Consider the following 17,660-nt stretch of genomic DNA (forward strand, 5'->3'; position numbering starts at 1 on the left):
TACATTCCGAAATCTACTTTACCACGTTCACCTTCCACAGGCACACTCTGCCTCGTCCTTCCTTATGGGGTGCTCCCGCGACAAATCCAGTACCTCTCTAACACATTTCGTGGAAATAACTTTTTCCTTGTTACTAGCAATGAACGATCTCACCGATATAACAATAATAAGGATCACCCTCTATCACATGTTCCTGCCTTATTTCCTGAGAAAGAACAGGCGCAGTAATCTCTTGGGCTACAATCACCTTACACTCATAGTAACGCTCGCAATTTCCGATCACAGGTGTTGCAATGACCTGCGAGTCTAACAGAGTTAATTGGCAAGTGGAGATTTTATCCACCGTACGACCTGATTGTGTTCCACAGGCAAAAAGCTTTTCTCCCATATCATCTGAAAAAGGAACACTGACCGTGAACTCTTGAGAAGCCTGTAAGAGCTGGGTGGTATGTCTACTTTTACGTACCATAACTGTCAACGTTGGCTTTCCGAATAAATAACCAATGCTACCCCAGGCAATTGTCATCGTGTTGATCTCTTTTCCTACCTGCGTTGTTAGAAAAGCCCCTCTCCGATGTAGCCAATCTGTTGTGAGCTCCATTTGCTCTAAAAAAGCTACGGGCATTTGATTTTTCGGCTCATGATCTTCTATATTCCTCAGCTGTTGATCCATCAAGAACACCCTTTCGATGTTTATCCTCCCCTTCATTGTACTGACATTTTACTCGTGCCCGTTCTCTCTTTTTGACAAAAGCATGACGTGCTTCATAAAAAAATCCACCCCATGTATAAACACAGGATGGATTCTTCCGATTACTTATTATTTGTCATTTTAGCAATCGATGGTAGGATCAGACCTAGACCTAGCAACACGAACGGAGTCGCGATATTAAGCGTAATTTGGAAATACCATTCTGATGTAAAAGCAGGTACTTTCGGGAACATCCCCATCAAGCAAGCAAAGGCAGTGAAGACAAAGCACCAACCACCAATTAGCAGACCAAACTTATTATTTTTCACAAATTGATATTCAGACGTGAATTTATCAGCCATTTTCATTACAGCAATATACGCTACGAATACCCATAGGTAACGAAGCGGCATAACTACAGAGTTTAAGTCTAACAACCAGTTAAACAATGTATTCATATTACCGATACCTAGGGCTGGTACAACGATTAGAATACCCACTAGAATCGTAGTTAAGATATAACCATTAGTAGGGGTACCCTTGTCATTGCTTTTCAAAAGCTTTCTTGGAATGTATCTTTCATCAGCATCTAATAGTAACACCTTCAATGGCGCATCAATAGAGAAGGCCAATGCTGAAATTTGGGCCAATGTATTAGAAATTGCATATAGAATTAAGAACGTGTTACCAATTCCATAGTAGTTACCTAGCATTTGGAACGCATAATATTGACCATTCATTTTTAAGTCTGCAGGGATATTATTCGCATCAAACATAATCCCCATTGCATATGAACCCAACAGGGCACAGACCGCAACCATGATCGCCAGAATCAACATTCCTCTAGGGAATTCACGAGTTGGGTTATTAGTGAAGTTGACATAAGGGGCAATCTTCTCCGCCCCGCCTACCGCAAAGACTAGCATGGATAAGGTAGTAAAATAAGCAAAATTAAATTCAGGAATGAACGTGCTAACTGTCATATTGGTTGTTGCTACACTTACACCAGTTAAACTAGGTGCAGTAACAGCTAGTACAATGTACAACAAGGACATCACAAATACAGAAATACCGGCAACTGTCCCAATGCGCTTTAAGGACGAAATACCTTTAGAAGCAATCCATACAAAGAATAAGAAGATCACTAAGCAGGCTAATTGAATCACCAAGGTAGAATATTGGTCGAGTACCTTACCACTACCTGTAAATGTCCAACCTAGCGCAATCAAGATAGCTTGTGGTTTTTGTGCTAGATATGGAATGTGAACAGCCCAATAGGTCCACGCTGCCAAATAAGCAACATTAGCCCCTAGCGTTTCCTTAATCCATGTACTAACACCACCCTTACCATCTTTAAAGGTGGAACCCAATTGCCCTACCATTAATGCATAAGGAATAAAATATAAGGCAATAATCAAAACCCAAGAGGTAATGACTTGTAATCCTTGGTTGGCAAAGTTATTAACAACGTTACCAAATCCCCATACTGCTACAAACGCCATTAACGCAATATTATACCATCGGAGTTTTTTTGAATCCGCTCCCATAAAAAGAAATTCTCCTTCCTGAAATTAAAAAATATACAAAGATTCATGCATTTCCCCTTGTAAATTATATAGGAGGACTCGATCTATTCCTATAACGAAATCAAAATATTTTTGTCTTTTTATTAATAGTTAAAAAATCTAAAATATAATCATGAAGCATAAAAATTATCATTTCCAAAAAGTACGTTTTTATAAATATCTATCAAAAAAATAAAAAGAGCAGTTACATCGGTTACATGTAACTGCTCCTTTTGGTTCATCCTTCTATTCAGTTATTTTCTCCGTCTCTTCTCGTTCAGCGTGCTAAGGAAAGCATTCGGTCAGGATGATTTGTACAAATATATATATTGGGATGCCATTCGCTTATTCGCTCTATCTCATTCTCATCATCAATCGTCCAAGCAAATATTTCGAATCCTTCCTCCAACATCATTTGTACAAAATCTTTTGTCAGATATGGATAAGCCATAGAAAGAATGGTTGCCCCTGTCTTTGCTAGCTGTTCTCGCAACAGAACTGGTTTGCCTGTTATAATCAATCCCGTTTTAATCGAAGGCTGTAACTCTTTGACTCTTTTTATGATCTCGTGATCAAAAGAGGTGAGGCAAACCTGTGAAGCTAGCTCATGTGCTTCTACCAGCTCCACGACCTTTTCAGCTAAAAGCGGATATAAATTTCCTGCTGTCTTTAGCTCTACATTAAGGCGGCAAGTATGCTGTGATGCAGCTTGAAACAATTCTTCTAAGGCAGGAATCTGTTCATTGGAAAACTCCTCAGCAAACCAGCTTCCTGCGCTCCATTCACGAAGCTGTTCAAACGTATGATCTTTGACTGGCCCCGACCCGTTTGTGGTACGGTCTAGTGTGAAATCATGAATGAGCACAGGGATTCCATCCTTTGATAGCTGTACATCTACCTCAATCGCCTGAATACCCGGTTCTGCTAAAGCCAGCTTAATAGCTGCCATAGTATTTTCAGGTGCTCTTCCTGACCAACCCCGATGTGCCATGCAGTAGCTCATATGAGATCTCCTCTCCCTATTTCTTCAATAATTTCTGACCTTTTTCCACAGCTTTTGATAAGGCCTCGTCAACACTAGCCTGACCTAAAATTACGCGCTGAATTTCTGTCATGATGACTTCCTGTAGTTCTTTATAGCCTGGTACCATTGGACGTGCCTTACCATACTCTAACTGCTTCACAGCCACTTGGAAGTTAGGGTCCTGTTCATATACTTTTTTCATTTCATCTGACTGAATTGCGTCCGATGTGACTGGCATATATCCTGTTTCTGCTGACCATACACTGGTTTGTGGGGTATCAGTGATCCACTTTACAAACTCCCACGCCGCCTTCTTTTCCTCTTCAGATGATTTTTGTAAGATGACTAAATTTGCCCCACCTGTTGGTACTCCGAAATTCTTATTAGCAGGCAAGAAGGCCGTTCCTACATCAAACTTAGCTTTTTCCCGCATGCCCTTCAGCTCACCAGTAGTCGTAAAGATCATCCCTACTTGCTGATTCAGGAAATCCTGCGCGGCTACATCCCAGGCATTGTACTTCTCACCTGGAGGAGCTTTCATAATTCCTTCTTTTAACATGCTTATCCAAAATTCTAAAGGCGCCTTACCTGCCTCTGTATTAATGACTAAGCTTTTGCCGTCTTCACTTAAAATTTGTCCACCGCTCTCAAATACCAGCGCTTCATAAAACCAGATATCAATTGGTGTGGAGAATCCGTACGTTTTGGTTTTTCCGCCTTCCTTTTTGGTGAGCTTTTGAGAAAAACTACGTAATTCCTCCCATGTTTTGGGGCCATTTGGATCAAGTCCTTCTTTTTTCAATAAATCTCGATTCACATATAACAAAGGAGTGGAGCGATTAAACGGAATGGCATATAATTTCTCCTTCCAATAGGAGTTACCCATGAGGCCAGGATTGTATTTCTTTTCTTCTCCAGCAGTATATGGTCCTAGATCCTCCAATACCTTCGCATCGGCAAAGGCACCAATTGAAGCAATCTCCACCATCGTAACATCAGGTTGATTCCCTGCTGTTACCGCTGACAGTACCTTAGTATGATTCTCGTAGTAGCTTCCTTGATAAGAAGGCTTTACCACAATATCCTTATGAGTTTGATTAAATTCCTTTACAAGCTTTTGGACCATTTCCCCGTTGTGACCGCCTACTGCATACCAGAAATCAATCTCAACAGGCTGGCTGGATGCTGTTGCTTCCTGCTTTGCTTGTGTCCCCTGTTCGGTGGTTCCTGCTGCCTTCTGTTGAGCACATCCCACTAGCATTCCTGACAAACCGACTGTACACATGAGAATAGATAAGCCCCACTTTTTCACGTTCACGTTCTTGCCCTCCTTGATTCTTACTTTTATTTTGATTGATAGACAAATGCGCTAATAATATGGCGCTGAGCAAAAAAGAAAATCAGTAGTATGGGAAACACCAAAATCATATTCCCCGCCATAACCACATTCCACTGACTACCACCGTCAGCCGTTTTAAGCATGGAGATTCCTATAGGTAATGTGCGTACCTCGTTACTGTTGGTCATGATGAGCGGCCAAAAGTAATCGTTCCAGTGATAAATGAAGCTAAATAGTCCAAATGTGACCAGCACGTGCTTTGCCATAGGGGCCATAATGGTCCACATGATTTTCCACTCAGATGCATTATCGAGTCTTGCTGCTTCAATTACCTCGTCTGGTACCTGCATAAAGGCCTGGCGTAGTAAAAAAATACCAAAAGCACTCGCCCCATAAGGTAAAATCAATGACCATAATGTGTTTACTAGCCCCCAATTACTCATCTCCACATAGATAGGTAGAAAGATAACCTGAGGCGGAATCATAAGGGCGATCAGTGTTACGCCAAACAGAAGATTTCTTCCCCGAAAGCGATACCTTGCAAATGCATAGGCAGCAGGCACAGCCGTTAGAATTTGAAGAAGTAAAATTCCAACCGCTACCAACGTGCTGTTTAGTAGATAGGTAAAGAATGGTCCTGAACTCCAAGCGATTAAAAAGTTCTGAAACTGCAAAGATTCAGGCAACCAAGTAGGTGGAAATTGAAAGACCTCTGGCAATGTTTTAAAAGCAGTCAACGCCATCCATAGAAAAGGAAAGACAAAGACGAGCGATACTGCTAGTAACAGCATCCATTCAATCGCTTTAAGCGAAAGATGTCCTACTTGCTTCACTTGTCATCCCCCCTTTTAGCGATAGTGAACACGTTTTTCCATAAATAAAAAGTGTAGAAAAGTAACAACTCCGATGAGTCCCAATAATAAGACAGACGCCGCTGAAGCAATCCCTCCATTATAGAAATCCATTCCCTGCTCATAGATATAAAAGACCAGCATATTTGTGCTATTAACAGGTCCTCCTTGCGTCATGATATAAATCGTGTCAAAAACTTGAAAGGAGGAAATGATATTAATGACCGTCAGAAAAAATAAAGTAGGTGACAGCATTGGAACGGTAATTTTACGTAGCGTTTTCCATTTGCTTGCCTGATCTAAACTGGCCGCTTCGTAAAGATCTCTCGGTATACTTTGCAGTCCCGCAATAAAGACTAGCGTGTTATAGCCTACACCTTTCCAAACGCTCACCAGAATGAGTGAAATCATTGCACTTTTGGTATCACTGAGCCATGTATAAGCAGGTAATCCGATAAATTCCAACAGAGCGTTCAATAAACCGTATTGCGGGTCCATAAGCCACATCCATAGCATGGACACTGACACCAATGAAATGATATGCGGACTAAAAACTGCGGCTTGCATAATTCCATAAATTTTAGCTGTTCGATTAAGCCAAAGGGCCAGGAAAAAAGCTAACAAAATACTGATAGATACGGTACCAATAGTGAACACAATGGTATTGAGGAAAACGAGATGAAAATCTGGTTCATGTAGTAGCTCTCGAAAGTTGGCAAAACCTACCCACTCGATCGCATCCAAATTTAGTAGTGACCAATCATGAAAGCTAAGATAAATCATGTAACCGATCGGAAATAAGAAAAAAAGCGTAAAAAACAACAGAGCAGGAGTAATGTATGCATAAGGACGCACGTTTTCCAAAAATTTCGTTTTTATCATCCGTTCCCTAGACCAGGCTGATGGAGTGGGTAGCGATTTGGTTTGTGTCGTAGCCACCTTTTCCATTCACACCAATCCTCCTGCGATCGCTGATTTTTGATAAGGTAGTTGAGGGGAATTCTTTCGCATTCCTGTAGCTGGATCAAAGAGATAAAGGTGTTCTGGGAGCACTGATATGATGACGTCGGCTCCTATGGGAAAAAGCTGATCCGCCTCTTTTTTGACAATGATTCTCTCTGCTTCCGTCTGTACGTAATACAGGACATCAGAGCCAAGGATTTCACGCGAGATAATGCTTCCTTTACTAGAGAAATCTGAAATAGGTGATTGTGACACATGTTCATGTTGTGCCATTCCTTGTTCTGTCACTATCATCACTTTTTCCGGGCGGAAGCCTACTATCATTCCTGCGTGATTTTTCTGTTGACAAATGTTCATGGAAGGCGAGCCGATAAACTGTGCAACAAATAAATTCTCTGGCTCATGATAGAGATGGATCGGGGAGGCCACCTGCTTAATTTCCCCTTCATTCATGACAACAATCTGATCGCCCATCGTCATCGCTTCTACCTGATCATGTGTCACATATACAAATGTTGTCCCTAGCTGTTTGTGCAAACTGGTTAATTCCACGCGCATCTGATTCCGCAATTTAGCATCCAGATTGGATAAGGGCTCATCCATGAGAAACACCTTTGGCTTTTTAACCATTGCTCTGGCTAATGCCACACGCTGGCGCTGACCGCCTGATAACTGGGCTGGCTTGCGATGTAAATAATCTTGAAGTCCTACGATTTCAGCAATTTCCTCGACCAATATCTTGCATTCCTTTTTAGAAACGCCTCGGTTTCTTAAACCAAAACCAATGTTGTCAAAGACTGTCATCGTAGGGTACAGCGCATAGTTTTGAAACACCATGGCCAAATCTCGTTTACCGGGTGGCACATCGTTCACCTTTTGCTTGCCTATCCAAATTTCGCCTTCCGTCACACTCTCAAGTCCAGCTATCATTCGCAGCGTAGTTGATTTACCACAGCCTGAAGGACCAACAAGAACCGTAAAGGAACCCTCCGGAATTACTAAATCCATTCCCTTTACCACCTGTTGCTGTTGATAGGATTTCACTACTTGCTTCAGCACGACTTCTGCCACTCTACTCACCCTTTCTTTGCACACTGGCTAGCAGTAGTTCATCGACAAGCATTTGGAATGTTGAAAATCGATAATGAGGCTCCTCTTGCATTTGTTGATCTACTCCATACCACTCCAACAACACGCTACGCACACCGGCCGCACTAGCTGATAACAGATCATACCTGCTATCACCAATCATGAGTGTCTCTTCAGGTGTAGTACGTAGAATTGCTATCGCCTTCTGTATTGGCTCAGGAGAAGGCTTGCCAAGTGCCACATCATCTAGCGTGACCACTGTGTCCAATACATGCAGGATGCCTGCCATTTCTAAGCCTTGTAAAGCAAACTCGCGTTGTTTATTGGTGACAACAGCAAGCTGAAATCCTCTTTTTTGCAGTGCTACTAGTCCTTCTCTTACAAATGGAAACAACTGTATCTGGCTGTTATGATGTTTTTTCATGTATGTAAAATAATCCCTACAATATGCTGAACGATCCCAAAGCTTTCCTTTATTTGATTCTGACTGGTCTGGGAGTTCAGGCTTTTGTACCTGTTGTTCGTTGATTCTTATTTCAACTTCATGTAAAAATTCCTCCAAGGATTCGCCAAAGCGATCTGTTATTTCATCTCTAGTAAACATGCCTGGACAATGCTCTTCTATCGTGAAGTAAACCGCATTTATCACACCTTCTCTGCTATCAAGCAGGGTTCCATCTAAATCAAATAGAAGAGTGCTGCAATTTCTCATCTCCCATATTCTCCTTCCACAACTGATGTTGTCCTAAAGATACAGCAATGGCACCATGCCGAAGAGCCGTCACCATTTGTTCCCGCCTCTTGATCAACCCCCCTGCTATAATTGGCTGTTGAAGCGTATTTCGGTACTCAATGATATACTCCGGTAGTAAGGCAGGCATGATCTCCACAGCATCTGGTTGAGTTTCCTGAATAGATTGAATTCCAGACTTTAGTGAATCGCTGTCAACTAAGAACAAACGTTGGATAGTAAGGAGGCCATGTTTTTTGGCTAATTTAATCAGCGTATTACGCGTTGTAACGATTCCTGTTGGCTTCACATTCTCTCCTATATAGGCCATACCTTCCCGATCGTAGCTAATCCCACCCATGCGTTCTACGTGCAGAAATACTGGAATCTGGTGTGATTTAAACAGATCTACATATCGTTTCATTGTGTTTACATTTCCAATTGAAAGCACTACAGCACTAATGGGAGCCTCCAATGCACGTTCCAGAGATTTCGGGTGTTTAATAGATGCAATGATTTTATGCTTTTCTAATCTGGCGTAAAACTCCGCTTGATTCATGTCTGCTATTTACCCTCCTGTTCAAAAATAAAAAACCTCAAATAGAACCTGCCAATACACTTTCTTTTAAAAAAGTTTTTGGTAATTTCTATTGAGGTTTCTCCCCGGCTCCAACCTTATCGCTATCTACTTGTTAGTTGTATCTTACCTTTTGTTTTTTAATATGCTGTGTAGGTGCTGTAAAGTTTAGAACATCATTTTGTTAAGAAAATGAATCTTACCATCATTTATTACCATATTTACCATAAAAATATTTATTAAAATGATATTTTTTGTGAATATAAAATTTAAATTCCACTTAAAAACAGTTCAAAAAACCACCTATTTTTACACGATAAAACTCCATAGAATCCCTCCAATATCATTGTTTTAAAACTTTTCATAAATGTAACAAATTCTTCATGAATAATTAACACGACTATGTAGTTTCGAAATAATCCTTCATTTTATTCCGAATTTATCCGATTAATTAATAGAACAGAAATAAAATTTCGCCTCTATTTCCTTTTATTTGGAAAAAGTTGATAGAGGTTACTTGCATGTGGGAGGGAACGCCTTTGTTTCATACAATAAAAGCCAAGTTAATCATTGCATTTGTTCTATGCATTACGATCCCGATTGCTCTTATTAGCAGTGTTGTTTACTTGGATATGAAAAGACAGATTCATCAGGATTTCTTGGCTGCTAACACCAAGGAAGTAGCCCAAGTGGATAATGGCGTATCTATTTATTTTAATTCCATCCGTGAAAACGTACTCATGCTTGCAAACTCTTCTCTGTTGAAAAAAACAGATGCATCGATCAAGTCATATAAAAATGAATCTGGGACAGTTAAAATAGATGCTATGGGAAATGGTGGTTTAGAAGCAGAACTGGCCCAAGAATTTAAACGCTATATTCAAGCCCATCCCAACACTTCATCGCTATTTGTAGGAACTGAGTTTAGCGGTTATACACAGTATCCTGTCAAAAATATGAGCTCACATTATGACCCACGTGACCGTCCTTGGTATACAGATGCTATGAAAGAACCAGGCAAGGTCGTAATCACTGCTCCTTATATCTTGACAGGAACAGATACTATTGCAGTCAGTATCGTTACACAGCTTCGCGATATGGCTGGAAAAGCAGTAGGGGTTTTTGGTATTGATACAAACCTACTGAATTTAACCGAAGTCTTGAAGGAAATGAAAATTGGAGAAACCGGTTATGTTATGATGATTTCCGCTGAGGGTACTGTACTTGCTAACCCTCAATATCCGGATATGATCTCCAAAAACGTAAAAGATTTGGATAATAAAACATTAGCCCGACTAAGTGAAATGTCGACAGGTCAACTGGAAGTCGTTATGGAAAATCAAAATTATTTAACGAACGTCTATACCTCACCAAAAACTGGTTGGAAATATATCTCATTTATTGAACAACGCGAGCTTAATAGTAGCATTGATCATATCTTCTTCCTTATTTTGATCATGAGTGTCATTTTGGGTGTTATTGCTTTGGTTGCATCTATTATTCTAGCTGGTAAGTTCTCTAAGCCAATCACTACCTTAATTGGTCACATGCAAGAGATTGGAGAAGGTGATTTAACCAAAGAAGTACAGCCTCATTTACTTCAACGTAAGGATGAGTTAGGTACTTTGGCTAATTCTCTGCAATCCATGCAATTATCTATTAAGTATCTGATTTCAGAGATTGTATCCGCATCCAAAAAGCTAGTAGCCTCCTCAGAGCAGGTATCTGCTCATGTGGAAAGTAATATAGTGGCTATTGATAAGATTGCTGAAAATGTAAAAGAAGTAGCAAGTGGCGCAGATAATCAGCTTATGCGTACAGAGGAAAGTGCTAAAGGCATGGAGGAAATGGCACTGGGTATTCAACGAATTGCTGAATCTACCTCCTCAATTGCAGAGTTTTCACTTGATACAACACAAGAAGCTGAGAATGGTAATAATACCGTACAGCACGCCGTACAACAAATGAGCAACATCGGTGTATCTGTCGAGCATTCCCTCTCTGTCGTGAAGGTCCTACAGGAACGTTCTAACGAGATTGTAAAAATTGTAGATATGATTACCGACATTTCTTCCCAAACCAATCTTCTTGCTCTAAATGCAAGCATAGAGGCTGCCCGTGCAGGAGAACATGGTAGAGGATTTGCTGTTGTTGCAGATGAAGTAAGAAAGCTTGCAGAGCAATCTTCAGAGTCTGCTGGTAAAATCGCTAGCTTAATTAATGAAGTGCACGGAGAGACTAATCGTGCCATGGAATCTATGAATGATGTAAACCATAGCGTCTCTAACGGTGTTCAAATGGTACAAGATTCCGGTGAAGCTTTCCAACGCATCCTTCAACAAATTAAAAATATAACGGAACAAATTCATGATAACTCCGCTATTTCAGAGGAAATGTCCGCTGCCAGTGAAGAGATTGCATCTTCTGTTGATGAGACAGCACATATAGCTAAGCTTTCAGCTGATTACATGCAAAACGTATCTGTATCCTCTGAGTCCCAGGTAACTGCAATGATGGCTCTTCAAGGATCATCTGAGGAACTACGTCAGATATCTCAGGAATTAACGAGCTTAATTGACCGTTTCCGGGTATAACCCATTTGTACTCTCTGTTTAGCAAGATTCCCATCGCAAATAGTCGGGAGTATCCATGATATTCCCGATTGTTTATAAGAAAACCTACATCATAAAGGAGAGAAAATCATGAAGAAAACAAAAGTATTGCTAAGTGTCGGTCTATCCCTATCACTTATGCTAGGTGCAGCACCAGCATTCGCAGCTCCGTTATCAACAGCTTCTGCTACACAAATTGCTCAACAGCAATTACAAATGCTTGACAAAGGTAAATGGGCTGAAAAAACTCACGCTGCTGTTCAAAAAATGATCGACCAGTATGGCGTAAAGAGTCCTAATTACAAAGCAGATAAAAAACCTTATGCTGTTTTTGACTGGGACAACACTAGCATCATGCACGATACTCAAGAAGCGCTACTTATTTATCAAATCAATCACTTGAACTTCAAATTAACACCAGAAGAATTTGCAAAAGTATTGGTTATGAACGTTCCAAAGGGTCCTTTTGCTGATAAATACAAAACAGTAGACGGCAAAACAATCACAATGGAAAACGTTTCTGCTGACATCATTTCTGACTACAAATTCTTGTATGAGAATTATAAAGGCTTCAAAGGTAAAAAATCCTTAGAAGAAGTAACTAAGTCTGACCAATTCATCGACTTCCGTACAAAAATGTACTTCTTGTACGAAGCAATCAACGGTTCTCATGGTAGCGATGTAGGTTATCCTTGGGTTCTTTACTTCTTGACTAACATGAGCGTTGATGAAGTTCATGAATTGGCTGAGCTTTCCAATGACTACGGTCTAGGTGATTCCATCCGTAAAATCAACTATACAAGTCCAAAAACGCTAAGCGGTAAAGCTGGCGTAATCAGCGTTACATATACATCCGGTCTTCGTCTATCTCCAGAGGTTGCTAGCATGATGAATACCTTCCGTTCTAATGGAATTGATGTTTATGTAGTATCTGCTTCTATGAAAGAAGTAGTAGAAGTATTTGCATCAAATCCTAAGTATGGCTATAACATTCCAAAAGAAAACGTAATCGGTATGGAATTGGAGAAAGATGCAAAAGGTGTTATGCAGCCAGTGTACAAAAAGGACTGGTTCAAAACAGTTTATGGTGGAAAAACAGAAGTAATTAAAGCTGAGATTGCTAAAAAACACGGTGGAAATGGTCCTCTATTTATAGGTGGCGATAGCAATGGCGACTACGAAATGATGACTCAATTCCCTGATACAAAACTAGCTTTAATTCTAAACCTTCTAAAAGATGGTAATATTGGTAAACTCTCTAAACAAGCTGTAGATGAAATGAAAAAACAAGACCCTAAATTCGTACTACAAGGTCGCGATGAAAACACAGGTATGTGGATTCCTACTGAATCATCAATTAAAGTAGGTAGCACAAAAGCTGAACTACTTCCAAGCAAGTAATAAAACACGATTAGTGTGAGTGATACGATTCATTATACTCGCTCATTGTATGTAAAAAGACCGTTCCCGCAGGTGAACTGCACCCCGTCAAGTAGACAGTACAAAAAATAAAAAATCGTTAAGCGGCCTTGGTCCTAAATTCTATTGGACTGAGGCCGTTTAGTTTTGCCTGTAATCTCTCGTTATTGTAAAAGTAGATGTAGGTATTAATATCTTTCTTCAGCTCCTCAAAGGTACTGTATGAATGTAAATAATATTTTTCGCATTTAAGGATTCCCCAGAACGCTTCCATCGGACCATTATCAATACACCTGCCAACACGGGACATGCTCTGGGTTATCTTCTTTGCAAATAACTTTTTAAAAGTTAAAGAGGTATATTGAAAACCACGATCACTATGAAGCATAGCTTGCTTCCTGGCGCCGCTTTTATGGCTAATTCGACGGTTTGAAATACAAGATTATTATTGTTGGCATGTCCTAAAACATACGAAACTACGGTGTTATCATACAGATCTAGAATAGCGCTTAAATATGCCTTCTGACCTCTGCCGTATTTGAATTCCGTTACATCCGTTACCCATTTCTCATTCGGTGCCTTTGCATGAAACTGACGGTTTAACAAATTCTCAGCGACATGCTGTGGAGTGGAGCGTGCATAATTCTTTTTCTTTCTACGGATGACCGCTTGGATTCCCTTTAGCTTCATAAGGCGTTGTATGCGCTTATGGTTAATCTGTTGTTCGGTCTCTCTACGCAAATGAAGGGTTAACCGACGGTACCCGTAGATACCATCAACCTTCTTATACAACGAGACCATGGCTGCGGTAAGCTGTTGGTTCTGCAACTCACGCGCACTAGGCTTGCGATTCAGCCATTTGTAATAGCTTGACCGAGGGATCTTTGCAATTTCACACAATTCCTGCACACTACATGCCTTTTCTTGATGAACGGCTTGTATGGCAAGATAGATGTTTACCTGTCGATGTTGGCCTAAGTTCGCCTCCTTTGGAACTCCTGTAACTTTTTTAAGAAAGCAACCTCCGCGCGAAGGCGCTCATTTTCATATTCCAGCTTCTTCATGGCGAGCTTATGCCGATCCGCTTCAGTTAGTTCTTCCTCCGGTTTCTTACGCCCCCTACCATCCTGTAACGCATCTTGACCGCCATTCTCATACTTTTTAACCCACTGGTATACTTGCTGATAAGAGACCTGATACTGGCTCACGGTCTTCTGATAGTCATAGTTATGTGCAAGACAATACTGAACAATATCTATCCGTTCCTGCCATGTTGTAGCCCGACCCTTTGTCATAGCTTTTGCTCCCCCATAATACGATGTTAAGCTGCTATGATCATTATACTTCTGAATCCAACGACGGAGTTGGGTTCGGCAAGCAATTTTGTACTTTCGGATGATTTGACTTTGAGATAATGCCCCAGATAGATAATCTTTAACCGCTTGGATCTTGAGATCCGCAGAGTAACTTCTGTTACAGATTCGATGTTCCAACCCTTCAAATCCGTTTAACTCATAACGATCTCTCCATTCGATCAATGTTGTTTTTCCGATACCATACATTTTGGCGGCAGCCGCCAATCCTATTTGGCTTCTTTCAATTTCCTGTAACACCGCCAATTTCTCTTGCGCACTCCATTTTTTATGCATGAAAAAACTCCCCTTAGAGCAGCAGGTTTTTATTATTTCACCTGTCTACTTTAAGGGGAGCTTATCAAGGCTGGGGAACGGTCTTTCATTTGTTTTAGAGACATACTGATTTATCTTAGGTAGGTTGTGCTAGTGAATCAGCTGACTCTCTTTAGCTTTTTTAACTAATTTAGCTGAAGATCGGTTGATGAATTTCTTTAAAGCTAACCCAATGATCAAAGCAATTCCGGCATAGGCAGTCATCATCATGATATTCCTATTGATAATGTCCCATAGGATGCCACCAACCGCTTCTCGCATCATACTAATGGCATACGTAAAGGGCAAATATGGATAGATAGCCTGGAAAAATGGCGGTGTGACCTGAATCGGGAATGTCCCTCCAGAACCAGCAAGCTGTAGCACCAAGAGCACGATTGCCATCGCCTTCCCTACGTTTCCAAAAACAGAGACGAGCGTATAAACAATCAGCATGAACACCGCACTAATCAGTAAGCCAAATACGACAAACCACCATTTATCTGCTACATAGGCACCTAAAATATATATATCACCCATCGTTACCATAACAGACTGTAGTACGGCTAGCATCCCAAAGGTCAGATACCTGCCAAAATAAACCTCGTAACTTTTAAAAGCATGCTCATCATCATGAACCTCTACGCTTAATAAAGAAACCAGTAGCAATGCACCCACCCACAAGGATAATGTAGTAAAAAACGGCGACATTGCTGAACCGTAATTAGGGATCGGGAACATTCGATTTTCTTTCAAAATAACTGGCTCCGCGAAAAACTGGCTCTCCTTCTCCGCATTTCTCTTCAACAGATCGATCACTTCTTCTAAGTTACCCTCTTTTTCTAAAGCTCTGATCCGTTTGGCTAAATCTTTAATTTTTGCTTCTACCTCAGGCAGATTTTTTTGAAGCAACAATAGATCCTTACTTCCCAAAGACAGTCCCTTTGCGGCATCCTGTAAGATTTTTTGCACATCCGGTATGCTAGTAATTGCATCCTTGATCACCGCTCTTGCTTGATTGGCATCCTGTTTCGCTTTTTCGATCCCTTCCATAATAAGCGGTTCAATCTGCGTGTCAAAGCGATTGAGAAGATCATCAATAGCTTGGGAGGTGTCTCTGGAGAGCTGTATAAACTGATCCACTAGTTGTTGAGCTGGCCTTTCGCCTCGGTCAATCGCATCTGCAAGGGAGGTGACAATGGTCTGCTGCTTTTCAAAAGTTGATTTTATACTTTTGAGCTTATCAGTGACAAAATGCAGCCGTTTCCCTGTTAGATTGGATAGTGGCTCAAACACCCCTATCAAACGATTTGTAACGCTTATGGCTCTGTCTAAACGTTCAGCAGTACGATCAAGCTCTACTTTAGCCAAGCTTGGCACAAAACTAATATCCTGTAGAATTCCTAATAATTTTTCGCTCAGCACAGAGGCTTGTTGAATCACCAGTAGGTTCTCTTTTATCGTAGGTGTTAACGTTCCGATCGCATCTGTACTGTGGTCCAGGAACTCACCTACCTGCACAGAGAGCTTTTCAGCATCTTGGGCAAGATGTGTCACCACTGGTAGATTATTTTGGGCCTTATTCAAGATATCATCAGCTTTTTTCAAATCGGCACTAGCTGTAGAAATCACTTTATGTACTTCTGGGAAAGAACCCTCTACTTTATATACGAGTTCAATTAATCGTCTAATCGTAGGTAGCTCACTCTCTAACTGAATGCCAATCTCATTGAAAATCCGGAAAATGGTGCCGTTCGCTGTCTTGATAAAATTACGATTTACCTCTTCCGTTACACCACTTGCGCCTTTTGCGGTTATTTTTGGTGATATAGCGTTGATTTTCTCATTTACGTTATAGATAATTTCGGCCTTTTGTGGATTTTTGGACAACACTGTTGCGATTCGTTCTGAGAAATTAGCAGGTATGGTGATACTCGCATAATAATCACCATGCTCTACCCCTCTCAAGGCATTATCTGCATCGGTGAATACCCAGCCTATCTTTTTATTCTCTTTTAAAGAGGCAATGATCTCTTCTCCAATATTGAGTTTATTTCCACGTAGTTCTGCTCCCTTATCCAGATTAGACACAGCAATCTTAATCCCACTCGTCTGCCCATACGGGTCCCAGGAAGCTTCAATGTTAAACCACGCATATAGAGACGGTAAGAAAACAAGTCCAGAAATAATAATGGCAGCGGCCCAATTCGTTACAATTTTTTTTACGTCTCTTTTGAATATCAGAAAAATATTATTCATCGCATATCCCCTATAATCTCTAGTCTTTTGGTTAGCCTTTATTGTACCTCTATCTATCAACATATCCAAACCAGAAACCATTTCATTCAATCAGTAATGATTTTATCCTTGTCCACATAGGATGGATAACAAGGCTATACAGTAAAAGGAGGTCTTCTATGCCGGAAGTTTTATTTCAGGTAGATTTGAACAAGCCTATGGAGGAGCAGGCTACTCCTCGTCATAATCCTGGTGAACAATATTATTTAGATGCGCACCTTGCTTATCGCCGTGCCTGCCTCAATGCGATTGAATATCTAAAAACAACGATGGGCTATACCGCGGTGAACAAGCTTATATGTTATGAAGTACAGCGCCCGTTGAACACACTTATGTTATACATAGAAAGGAGCTACTAATGCCAACCTACGTCTTTCAATGCCAAGATTGCGGACCTTTTGAAGAGAGAATGAGCATGAAACGTGCTACTGAGGTAATTGATTGTCCGTTTTGTACGAAGGAAGCCATTAGATTGTACACAGCCCCCGGATTAATCACATCCTCAGCTGTATTACGTAAGCGTGTGGAACAAAGTGCCGTACCTAAGGTCGTACGCCGTGAACATTCAGCCACACATTCTTGTAGACACTCCTATCCTTCTCATTTCCCTACAGGTGTACCTGCTCCGCCGCCTGGCAAACGACCTTGGCAAATCAGCCACTAATAGAAATCTAGCTCCCCTTCTCACGTAAGTGAAGGGGTTTTTGTTATTTGTGCAGCAGGAATTCCTACATCTTAAGACTTTCGTAAGATTTCTATCCAATGATTTGTAACAAGTTGTTTGTAAGATAAGCCTATGACACAATGAAAGGAACGTGAAGAAAAGGTGGATAAC

16 protein-coding genes and 1 pseudogene are annotated in these 17,660 nt (G+C 40.8%); 4 read left to right on the forward strand and 13 right to left on the reverse strand.

The features are described 5' to 3' along the window. Positions 1–133: 133 nt before the first annotated feature. From BrL25_RS09420 to BrL25_RS09460, 9 genes are all read right to left on the reverse strand, one after another. Positions 134–673: a flavin reductase family protein gene (locus BrL25_RS09420; RefSeq protein WP_018669640.1), complete on the reverse strand. Its 540-nt coding sequence runs from the start codon at positions 671–673 to the stop codon at positions 134–136. Positions 674–813: 140 nt separating this feature from the next. Then, positions 814–2,238 carry an amino acid permease gene (locus BrL25_RS09425; RefSeq protein ID WP_018669639.1) on the reverse strand — a complete coding sequence of 475 codons (1,425 nt, stop codon included), beginning with the start codon at positions 2,236–2,238 and terminating at the stop codon, positions 814–816. A 295-nt stretch (positions 2,239–2,533) separates the two neighbouring features. Beyond that, positions 2,534–3,259, reverse strand: a complete 726-nt coding sequence (locus tag BrL25_RS09430; protein WP_018669637.1) for a glycerophosphodiester phosphodiesterase — start codon at positions 3,257–3,259, stop codon at positions 2,534–2,536. Between the two features lie 16 nt (positions 3,260–3,275). Next, positions 3,276–4,592, reverse strand: coding sequence for an ABC transporter substrate-binding protein (locus tag BrL25_RS09435; RefSeq protein WP_035311771.1), 1,317 nt, complete (start codon positions 4,590–4,592; stop codon positions 3,276–3,278). A gap of 32 nt (positions 4,593–4,624) precedes the next feature. After that, positions 4,625–5,410, reverse strand: a complete 786-nt coding sequence (locus BrL25_RS09440; RefSeq protein WP_428829390.1) for a carbohydrate ABC transporter permease — start codon at positions 5,408–5,410, stop codon at positions 4,625–4,627. Positions 5,411–5,467: 57 nt separating this feature from the next. Continuing rightward, positions 5,468–6,418: a carbohydrate ABC transporter permease gene (locus BrL25_RS09445; protein WP_018669634.1), complete on the reverse strand. Its 951-nt coding sequence runs from the start codon at positions 6,416–6,418 to the stop codon at positions 5,468–5,470. Next, on the reverse strand, positions 6,419–7,504 hold the full coding sequence (locus BrL25_RS09450) for an ABC transporter ATP-binding protein (RefSeq protein WP_018669633.1): 1,086 nt from the start codon (positions 7,502–7,504) through the stop codon (positions 6,419–6,421). Position 7,505: 1 nt separating this feature from the next. After that, positions 7,506–8,234, reverse strand: coding sequence for an HAD family hydrolase (locus tag BrL25_RS09455; protein ID WP_018669632.1), 729 nt, complete (start codon positions 8,232–8,234; stop codon positions 7,506–7,508). Then, on the reverse strand, positions 8,206–8,811 hold the full coding sequence (locus BrL25_RS09460) for a glycerol-3-phosphate responsive antiterminator (protein ID WP_018669631.1): 606 nt from the start codon (positions 8,809–8,811) through the stop codon (positions 8,206–8,208). Before BrL25_RS09460 ends, BrL25_RS09455 begins: the two co-directional genes overlap by 29 nt. Positions 8,812–9,368: 557 nt before the next feature. On the opposite strand from BrL25_RS09460, the gene BrL25_RS09465 reads away from it, so the two are divergent. Both BrL25_RS09465 and BrL25_RS09470 read left to right on the forward strand, forming a co-directional pair. Continuing rightward, positions 9,369–11,423 carry a methyl-accepting chemotaxis protein gene (locus tag BrL25_RS09465; RefSeq protein WP_236848102.1) on the forward strand — a complete coding sequence of 685 codons (2,055 nt, stop codon included), beginning with the start codon at positions 9,369–9,371 and terminating at the stop codon, positions 11,421–11,423. Positions 11,424–11,531: 108 nt separating this feature from the next. Further along, a complete protein-coding gene (locus tag BrL25_RS09470) occupies positions 11,532–12,842 on the forward strand; it encodes a haloacid dehalogenase-like hydrolase (protein ID WP_018669629.1) in 1,311 nt (436 codons plus the stop codon). 118 nt (positions 12,843–12,960) lie between these two features. Here BrL25_RS09470 and BrL25_RS26500 read toward each other — a convergent pair whose 3' ends face one another. The 4 genes from BrL25_RS26500 to BrL25_RS09490 all read right to left on the reverse strand — a co-directional run bounded on the left by BrL25_RS26500 (position 12,961) and on the right by BrL25_RS09490 (position 16,786). Continuing rightward, entirely contained in the window at positions 12,961–13,248 is a 288-nt protein-coding gene (locus BrL25_RS26500) for an IS3 family transposase (protein WP_099327242.1), read from the reverse strand. Further along, the gene (locus BrL25_RS09480) at positions 13,209–13,814 is read right to left on the reverse strand and encodes an IS3 family transposase (protein ID WP_236847664.1); all 606 of its coding nucleotides are present in this window, start codon (positions 13,812–13,814) and stop codon (positions 13,209–13,211) included. The genes BrL25_RS26500 and BrL25_RS09480 overlap by 40 nt, the downstream gene beginning before the upstream one ends. A gap of 20 nt (positions 13,815–13,834) precedes the next feature. Beyond that, on the reverse strand, positions 13,835–14,509 hold the full coding sequence (locus BrL25_RS09485; protein WP_018671105.1) for a helix-turn-helix domain-containing protein: 675 nt from the start codon (positions 14,507–14,509) through the stop codon (positions 13,835–13,837). 129 nt (positions 14,510–14,638) lie between these two features. After that, positions 14,639–16,786, reverse strand: coding sequence for a YhgE/Pip domain-containing protein (locus tag BrL25_RS09490; protein WP_018671106.1), 2,148 nt, complete (start codon positions 16,784–16,786; stop codon positions 14,639–14,641). Positions 16,787–17,016: 230 nt separating this feature from the next. Here BrL25_RS09490 and BrL25_RS24775 point away from each other — a divergent pair. Both BrL25_RS24775 and BrL25_RS09495 read left to right on the forward strand, forming a co-directional pair. Next, positions 17,017–17,129: pseudogene (locus BrL25_RS24775) on the forward strand (acetamidase/formamidase family protein); the annotation flags it as partial. A gap of 54 nt (positions 17,130–17,183) precedes the next feature. Beyond that, positions 17,184–17,489, forward strand: coding sequence for an FmdB family zinc ribbon protein (locus BrL25_RS09495; RefSeq protein WP_018671107.1), 306 nt, complete (start codon positions 17,184–17,186; stop codon positions 17,487–17,489). Positions 17,490–17,660: the final 171 nt, after the last annotated feature.

The sequence above is a fragment of the Brevibacillus laterosporus DSM 25 genome (assembly GCF_002706795.1).
Lineage (GTDB): Bacteria > Bacillota > Bacilli > Brevibacillales > Brevibacillaceae > Brevibacillus_B > Brevibacillus_B laterosporus.

What these genes read in the sequence shown, in the direction of transcription:
- BrL25_RS09485 (WP_018671105.1), bottom strand. Translation starts at nt 14,509, where the DNA reads ATGCATAAAAAATGGAGTGCGCAAGAGAAATTGGCGGTGTTACAGGAA.
- BrL25_RS26500 (WP_099327242.1), bottom strand. Translation starts at nt 13,248, where the DNA reads ATGCTTCATAGTGATCGTGGTTTTCAATATACCTCTTTAACTTTTAAA.
- BrL25_RS09455 (WP_018669632.1), bottom strand. Translation starts at nt 8,234, where the DNA reads ATGAGAAATTGCAGCACTCTTCTATTTGATTTAGATGGAACCCTGCTT.
- BrL25_RS09420 (WP_018669640.1), bottom strand. Translation starts at nt 673, where the DNA reads ATGGATCAACAGCTGAGGAATATAGAAGATCATGAGCCGAAAAATCAA.
- BrL25_RS09445 (WP_018669634.1), bottom strand. Translation starts at nt 6,418, where the DNA reads ATGGAAAAGGTGGCTACGACACAAACCAAATCGCTACCCACTCCATCA.
- BrL25_RS09430 (WP_018669637.1), bottom strand. Translation starts at nt 3,259, where the DNA reads ATGAGCTACTGCATGGCACATCGGGGTTGGTCAGGAAGAGCACCTGAA.
- BrL25_RS09495 (WP_018671107.1), top strand. Translation starts at nt 17,184, where the DNA reads ATGCCAACCTACGTCTTTCAATGCCAAGATTGCGGACCTTTTGAAGAG.
- BrL25_RS09440 (WP_428829390.1), bottom strand. Translation starts at nt 5,410, where the DNA reads ATGCTGTTACTAGCAGTATCGCTCGTCTTTGTCTTTCCTTTTCTATGG.
- BrL25_RS09490 (WP_018671106.1), bottom strand. Translation starts at nt 16,786, where the DNA reads ATGAATAATATTTTTCTGATATTCAAAAGAGACGTAAAAAAAATTGTA.
- BrL25_RS09470 (WP_018669629.1), top strand. Translation starts at nt 11,532, where the DNA reads ATGAAGAAAACAAAAGTATTGCTAAGTGTCGGTCTATCCCTATCACTT.
- BrL25_RS09425 (WP_018669639.1), bottom strand. Translation starts at nt 2,238, where the DNA reads ATGGGAGCGGATTCAAAAAAACTCCGATGGTATAATATTGCGTTAATG.
- BrL25_RS09460 (WP_018669631.1), bottom strand. Translation starts at nt 8,811, where the DNA reads ATGAATCAAGCGGAGTTTTACGCCAGATTAGAAAAGCATAAAATCATT.